The organism is Mycobacterium sp., assembly GCF_032162605.1.
Lineage (GTDB): Bacteria > Actinomycetota > Actinomycetes > Mycobacteriales > Mycobacteriaceae > Mycobacterium.
Map to the genome: position 1 here is coordinate 1 of NZ_JAVROT010000347.1, position 7,527 is coordinate 7,527.

The window sequence follows — 7,527 nt, forward strand, 5'->3', positions numbered from 1 at the left end:
GTCGTCTTAGCGGGGCCGATGAAGTGGCCGTCAGGACAGTTTGCGATGCCCGCGGGCATTCCATACACGCCAAGGGTTCGTTCGACCACGTCGTAGTACGGCGCCAAGTCCTCGTATGAGAGGGGCCAATCAACGCCACAGCCCCGAAGGCTCGCAGCTTTGAATTCGTAATTCGACATACGGGGTACATGCCGTGACCACGTGTGCAGGCGGCCGCCGAGTTGCCGCCCCCGATACCACAGAAACGGCATTCCTCGCGGCGTCGTGTAGGGATTGCTTTTGTCATTGACGTAAAATTGCTTCGTAGTCTCAGAGAAGGCTGCACATTTGGCTTGAACCGGCTGACCCCGGAGGGCTGCTCGAGCGCGCCCCACCATCCCCGCTGCGCCCACCGTCGCGTCGGCCGGGAAGTCGAGGGACACGTCCAGGTTTCTGCCCGCCTCGAGTACGACGACTTTCAGACCGGCTTCCGTCAATTCCTTGGCGGCCCACGAGCCAGCGGCTCCGGAGCCTACGACTATGGCGTCAAAGGTCGGTTCACTTCTGCTCATGTGCGCATCTCGATCGCCATTGGGAGGTGGATCGCCTCGGTCACACCGCCGCTCTTACAGAGGAAGCGCTGGTCAGAAGCAATGCCGCCCACTCTGCAAGCCTTTGCTGGTGCAGGACCCTACACCAATGCCGTCTTCGCTCGAATGATTTCCTCCGCCACCGGGTTCAGGCAACTGCTGGCGCGTCGGGCGCCGGTGGTCCGAAGACAGATGGCCCCGGCCGCCATTTCGCAACCCGTTGGCCGCGGCCGCGGTGGACTTCACCACCGAGATATCTCGGTGCGACCTCAGCAAATTAATCGAAGTTCGCTGGTCATATGGCGTTGTTTGTCACGCACTGGCAGAATCTCCACGAGGGGGGATTGGTTTAGCGGCTGGGACTGGGGGTGGAGGCTGCATCCGTCATCGAGAGCGAATCGCGAGACGGGCGGTGTCGGCGCGTGCTTACGGTTGAGCTTGAGGCCTCACAATGCTGATCCCTGACCTTCGCTCACGGTTGGGCTTCGTCGACGGTTGGGCGGGACATGCTGAACGTCTGGCGCTGATCACTGACCGGGACACGATCACCCACGGGGAACTCGCTACACGAGTCTCGGCAAATATAGAGCTGTTGGGTTTGGCTAGTCGTTTGTTGTTGATCGAGCTACAAAACACCGTGCCGGCGGGCGTGAGCTACTTGGCGGCGTTGCGCGCCGGACACGTGGTGTTGATTGCGTCGGACATGGACACGCGCGCGTCATTGACGGAGACATACGACCCGGACGTCGTGGTGGGGCGGGACGCCGACGATGTTTGGCGCGTAACAGAGCGCCGGGCAGGCACGCGTCATGACCTGCATCCTGATCTGGCCCTGTTGTCGTCGACCTCGGGGTCGACCGGCTCGCCCAAGTTGGTGCGGCTGAGCTATGGGAACCTGGACGGCAACGCGAAATCGATCGCCCAGTATCTCGGCATCGGACAGCACGGATCGTGCGATGACCTCGCTGCCGCTGTCGTATTGCTATGGACTGTCAGTCCTGCACAGTCATTTGACGAAGGGCGCAGCGGCGATCGTGACCGGGCTCTCGGTCGTGGACCCTGGTTTCTGGAACCTGGCACGCACGGCGCAGGCGACCGCGTTCGCCGGAGTCCCATACACATTCGAACTGCTCGACCGCGTCGGTTTTGCCGACCTCGAGTTACCCAGCCTGCGCTACGTCACCCAGGCGGGCGGCAAACTGGGTGCCGACCGTGCGCAGCGGTTCGCCGAACTCGGGCGCCGTCGGGGTTGGGAACTCGTCGTCATGTACGGGCAGACCGAGGCCACCGCCCGAATGGCGTACCTGCCCGTCGACCGGATGCTCGACGCCCCGGAGGCCGTCGGGGCGCCGATCCCCGGCGGGCGGTTCACCCTCGACGACGGCGAGCTGATCTTCTATGGCCCGAACGTCATGCTCGGCTACGCCCAGGCTCCCGAGGACTTCGCCCTTGGTCGCACCATCGACTGCCTGCGTACCGGTGACCTGGCCCGTCGCCGCCATGATGGCCTCTACGAGATCGTCGGACGACGCAGCAGATTCCTGAAACTCTTTGGCCTGCGCGTCGACCTCGATCAGCTTGAGCATGGACTGCGCAGAGACGGCATGCCGACGCTGTGCACCGGCGACGACACGAGGTTGGTAGTAGCGGTCGCGCAGGGCACACGGGATCCCGCCCCAGCTGTCTGCGCAAGGGTGGGTCTACCCGCTACGGCTGTGCGCACCCTCGTTCTCGACGAGCTGCCACGAAACGCCAACGGCAAACCCGACTATGCCGCCGTGCTGCGGTCAGCGGTGCCACTGCCCGAGACGGTTGCGGTGCCCGCGGCGGAGGCCGACGGTGTGCGTGCGCTCTACGGGGAGATGCTCAAGGCCGAGCAGGTAAGCGACACGGATACCTTCATCGGTCTCGGCGGCGACTCATTGTCCTTCGTCGAGACATCACAACGACTCGAACGCCAGCTCGGCGCGCTCCCGACGGACTGGCATCTGTTGAGCGTCGCCGAACCCGAAGCTGCCGCAGGGGGCGGGCCGCGTGGGCCATTCCGGTGGATGGAGACGAGTGTCGTCCTACGTGCCGTGGCAATAGTTCTGGTATGTGCCGATCACGTCGGCCTGAGCCAACTGGACGGCGCGGGACACGTCCTCCTCGCGGCGGCCGGATACAGCTTCGCCCGATTCCAGCTAGCCGCCATCACGTCAAGCGGGCGGGTCGTCCGCTGTTTCGCTCGTATCGCAGTGCCCTCGGTGGTCGTGATCGCCATCACCTACGCGGTTACCCGCGAGTACGACATTTGGAACGTGCTCCTCGTCGAGCACTTAGTCGGCCCCGATGGGTGGGATGTCGGCCCTGATGGGTGGGATCCACGGTTGAATTATCGGTTCATCGAGGCTCTGGTCGTGAGTCTCGTTCTCTGTGCGGCGCTGCTGTCGATCCCGGCCGTACGGAAACTCGGACGCGCACAGCCGTTTTGGTTCGCCATTGCCATTCTTGGGATATGCCTGGACTTGCGATTCCACATCTTCACCGGCAACGTACCGATGGAACCATATCGTCCGCACACGACGGTGTGGCTGTTCGCGATCGGCTGGGCAGCAGCTCGCGCAGAGCGATCTGGCCAGCGCCTGCTGTTGACCGTCGCCGCCGTGTGCAGTGTCATGCTCCCGGGATTCCTCGACGACGAGCCAGACCGCAAACTCGTCATCGTCAGCGGCATTCTGCTGCTCATCTGGCTGACGCGAGTACCGATACTCGTTGCGCTGCAGCGCCTCATCGCGTTGTTGGCCAGCGCATCCCTCTGGATCGACCTGACCCAACCCCTTACCCTTTACTCCATCGAGTGGGGCCAGTCCCTGTTCAACGACACGACTGCTGCGGACAGCCTCGGAGCCACCACCGGCGCCGATGATGCGGGCCAGCTCCACGACCTACGCCTCATCGTCGCAACGGTCATCGCCGTCACGGTCGGCGTCCTCGCCTGGAAGGCATACCGGCGTGTTCTCCGGGACCTCGGCCGACTGCGGACGCGAAGGGTCTGCTTGACTATTGGGCCGGCAACAATTCCACGCCCGAAAGCACCACCGCGTCGTCGCGTGCCGGCGCCGTGAGCACGCCCAGCAGCCTGCCGCCGTCCTTCCACACGCTGGCCTTCAGGGTCTCACCCGGGAACAGCACTCCCGAAAAACGGGCGCCGTATGAGCCGACGCGAGAGACGTCACCGTCGAGGAATTCGTCGACGAGTGCCTTGCAGCCGATGCCGTAGGTGCACAGGCCGTGCAGGATCGGCCTCGGAAAGCCCGCCGCGGTGGCGAATTCGGGATCGGAGTGCAGTGGATTGCGGTCACCGCACAAGCGGTACAGCAGCGCCTGCTGTGGCAGCGTTGGCAGTGTCAGCTCGAAATCCGGTGCGCGGTCCGGTGGCTCGACCGATGTGGACGGGCCCCGCTCGCCGCCGAAGCCGCCCTCGCCGCGGGCGAAGATCGACCGCTTCTGCGTCCACAGCGGGGTGCCGTCCGGTGTGGTCACCGTCGTCTCCGACCAGATCACGGCCGCCTTGCCCTTGTCCCAGATGTCGGTGAAGCGGGTGACGGCCCGGCCGGTGCCCGACGGGGGGATCGGGCCGGGGACGAACACGGCCTCGCTGGCATGCAGCACCCGGCTCAACTCGATGTCGATGCCGGGGAACTTCACCGTCGGCGGCTCGGTCATGTGGAAGGTCTGTGCGACGTTGCCGAACGTCGGTAGCACCTGCGGGGTGTCGTCGACGAGATAGCGCAGCTCGCGCGCATCGAGGGGATCGGCGCCTGCGCCGAGGCCGAGGTGGTACAGCTGCACATCGCTACTGCTCCAAGAGAATTCGACTGCAGGGAGCTCGGCGCCGATGGCCTGGTCGAGGTTGATCGGCATGTCAGGCCGTTCGGGACCCGGCGGATGCCAGGTGCAGGGCGGCCAGGTACCCGAAGGTCATGGCGGGGCCGATGGTCCCGCCGGGGCCCGGATAGGCGTGCCCCATCACCGGCGAGCTGACGTTGCCCGCGGCGTACAGGCCATCGATGATCGACCCGTCGTCGCGCAGGGCGCGGCCGTGCACGTCGGTGCGAACGCCGCCCTTGGTGCCGAGATCGCCTGGAACCATCTTCGCCGCGTAGTACGGACCTTGGCTGATCTCGCCGAGGTTGGGGTTGGGCTTGTTGGTCGGATCGCCGTAGTAGCGGTCATAGGCGCTCTCGCCGCGGTGGAAGTCCTCGTCGACACCCGAACGGGCGAAGCCGTTGAAGCGATCGACGGTGTCGGAGAACTCGCCGAGCGGCAGACCGGTCTTCTCGGCCAGCTCCTCCAGGCTGTCGGCCACGAGCACGACGCCGGACTCGAGCCACTTCTTCGGAATGCGTTGTCCCGGTTGTAGACCCGCGAAGATGTAACGGTCTCGGTACTGTTGGTCGAAGATCAGCCAGCAGGGCACGTTCTCGCCGGGGCCCTCGCCCTGGCCGAACTCGCCGCCGTACATCCGGTGGCACGCCTCGACATACGGCATCGACTCGTTCATGAACCGCAGGCCGCTGGTATTGACGATGACCGAGCCGGGGGAGTTGCGCTCCGACAGCGCGAACCACGGTGCCCCGACCAACGGGACCGTCGGCCCCCACCACGCGTCCTCCATGATTTCCAGGGCGGCGCCCAGCTTCTCGGCGGCCAGGATCCCGTCACCGGTGTTGGCGACCGCGCCGACGGTCCACTCGGTGGTGATCGGCGCGCGCTGGTACTTCACCCGCATCTGCTCGTTGTGCTCGAAGCCGCCGCTGCCGAGGATGACGCCGCGACGAGCCTTGATCAGCCGGGGCTCATCGGATTCCGCGCCGTCGGTGTCCCTGACGTAGATGCCGCGCACGACCCCGTCCTCGACGTACAGGTCGGTCAGGGCGGTGTTCAGTTCGACGGGGACGCCGGCCTTCTGCAATCCGATCCGGATCGGCGCGATCAGGGCGCGGCCCATGCCGACCAGGTTCTTGCCGGTGGCCTTGGCCCACGTCGCCCGGATGCCGACCTTGAGGCTGCGCAGCACACCGCGCGGATGGCGCTTGAGCTGGTTCAGCCGGACGTAGTCCTGCTGCATCACGACCATGTTCAGCGGAACCTTGCCGTACGGCGGCTCCAGGCCCGGCAGATCAGGGCCGAGCTTCTTGGCATCGAACGGCTTCGGCTCGACGGACCGTCCGGTGGGCTTGCCGCCCGCAGCTTCCGGGTAGTAGTCGGAGTAGCCGGGCACCCAGCACATCTTCAGCGGCGAGTTCTTCAACACGAACGACAGCATCTCCGGACCGCGGTCGAGATAGGTGTCGATCTTCTCTGACGAAACGACGTCGCCGATGATCGTGTGCAGGTAGGTGCGGGCGGCCTCCGCCGTGTCCTTCACCCCGTCGCGCTTGAGGATCTCGTTGTTCGGGATCCACACGCCACCGCCCGAGCGTGCAGTGGAGCCGCCGTAGTGCGGAGCCTTCTCAACGACTAATGTCGATAGTCCCTGGTGGGCGGCGGTGAGTGCGGCCACCATGCCGGCGGCGCCGCTACCGACCACGATGACGTCGTACTCCTGCTGAGTCATGTAGAACACGTTATAGAATTGTCCGGCCGACCCACAACTGCGCCGGTCGACGAAACGAGGGGACTTCACCGATGTTGTCCGTTGAGGTACGCGACGAGCTGGCCGCCGAGCTGGCCGAAGCCGAGCGCAGCAAGGTGCCGACGAAGCCGTTGACCGACGCGTTTGCCGACATCGACGTCGTGGATGCCTACGAGATCCAGCTGATCAACATCCGTCAGCGCGTCGCCGAGGGTGCCCGCGTGATCGGTCACAAGGTCGGCCTGTCGTCGGAGGCGATGCAGAAGATGATGAACGTCGACGAGCCCGACTACGGTCATCTGCTCGACGAGATGGAGGTCTTCTCCGACGTCCCGGTCGCGGCGGGCCGGTTCCTCTATCCGCGCGTCGAGGTCGAGGTGGGCTTCATCCTGGCCGACGACCTGCCTGGCGCGGGCTGCACCGAGGACGACGTGCTCGCTGCGACGGCCGCGTTCGCTCCGTCGATCGAGCTCATCGACACCCGGATCACCGACTGGAAGATCAAGTTGTGCGACACGATCGCCGACAACGCGTCATCGGCCGGCTGGGTGTTGGGCAAGGAGCGGGTGTCGCCCAAGGACATCGACATCCGCAACATCGACGCGGTGTTGAGGCGCAACGGTGAGATCGTCGCAGAGGGTCGCAGCGACGCGGTGCTCGGCAATCCCGTCACCGCCGTCGCGTGGCTGGCCCGCAAGGTCGACGGCTTCGGGGTGCGCCTGCGGGCCGGCGACATCGTGCTGCCGGGGTCCTGCACGCGTGCGATAGATGCACGTCCGGGCGACGATTTCGTAGCTGATTTCGACGGGTTGGGTTCAGTCCGTCTTTCCTTTGAGTGACAGTTCGAATTCAGGAGCACTTGTAATGGCACAGAAGGCATCAGTCGCGATCGTCGGGTCCGGCAACATCAGCACCGACCTGTTGTACAAGCTGCTTCGGTCGGACTGGCTGGAGCCGCGCTGGATGATCGGCATCGACCCGCAGAGTGAAGGCCTCGCCCGGGCCCGCAAGCTCGGTCTGGAGACCAGCCACGAGGGCGTCGACTGGTTGCTCGCACTCGACGAGAAGCCCGACTTGGTCTTCGAGGCCACCAGCGCCTACGTCCACCGCGATGCCGCGCCGCGCTACGCCGAGGCGGGCATCCGCGCCATCGACCTGACGCCTGCCGCCGTCGGGCCAGGGGTGATCCCGCCGGCCAACCTGCGCGAGCACCTCGACGCGCCGAACGTCAACATGGTGACCTGCGGTGGGCAGGCCACCATCCCGATGGTCTACGCGGTGTCCCGCGTCGTAGACGTGCCCTATGCCGAGATCGTGGCGTCGGTGTCGTCGGCGTCG

General features: G+C 65.4%; 6 protein-coding genes. 3 read left to right on the forward strand and 3 right to left on the reverse strand.

Annotation, left to right across the window (positions count from 1 at the left end; genetic code table 11):
* On the reverse strand, positions 1 to 551 hold a 551-nt coding region (locus QOI01_RS19630), incomplete at its 3' end, for an NAD(P)-binding protein (protein WP_526383849.1).
* Positions 552 to 1,525: 974 nt separating this feature from the next.
* Between QOI01_RS19630 and QOI01_RS19635 the strand changes: the two genes are divergently transcribed.
* Positions 1,526 to 3,676 carry an AMP-binding protein gene (locus QOI01_RS19635; RefSeq protein ID WP_526383851.1) on the forward strand — a complete coding sequence of 717 codons (2,151 nt, stop codon included), beginning with the start codon at positions 1,526 to 1,528 and terminating at the stop codon, positions 3,674 to 3,676.
* Here QOI01_RS19635 and chsH3 read toward each other — a convergent pair.
* Positions 3,612 to 4,475 carry an enoyl-CoA hydratase ChsH3 gene (chsH3, locus tag QOI01_RS19640; protein ID WP_526383853.1) on the reverse strand — a complete coding sequence of 288 codons (864 nt, stop codon included), beginning with the start codon at positions 4,473 to 4,475 and terminating at the stop codon, positions 3,612 to 3,614. The two genes, QOI01_RS19635 and chsH3, sit on opposite strands and share 65 nt — an antisense overlap.
* A 1-nt stretch (position 4,476) precedes the next feature.
* The gene (kstD, locus tag QOI01_RS19645; RefSeq protein WP_526383855.1) at positions 4,477 to 6,171 is read right to left on the reverse strand and encodes a 3-oxosteroid 1-dehydrogenase; all 1,695 of its coding nucleotides are present in this window, start codon (positions 6,169 to 6,171) and stop codon (positions 4,477 to 4,479) included.
* A 71-nt stretch (positions 6,172 to 6,242) separates the two neighbouring features.
* On the opposite strand from kstD, the gene QOI01_RS19650 reads away from it, so the two are divergent.
* Positions 6,243 to 7,028, forward strand: coding sequence for a 2-keto-4-pentenoate hydratase (locus QOI01_RS19650; protein WP_526383857.1), 786 nt, complete (start codon positions 6,243 to 6,245; stop codon positions 7,026 to 7,028).
* Positions 7,029 to 7,053: 25 nt separating this feature from the next.
* On the forward strand, positions 7,054 to 7,527 hold a 474-nt coding region (locus QOI01_RS19655; protein WP_526383859.1), incomplete at its 3' end, for an acetylating acetaldehyde dehydrogenase.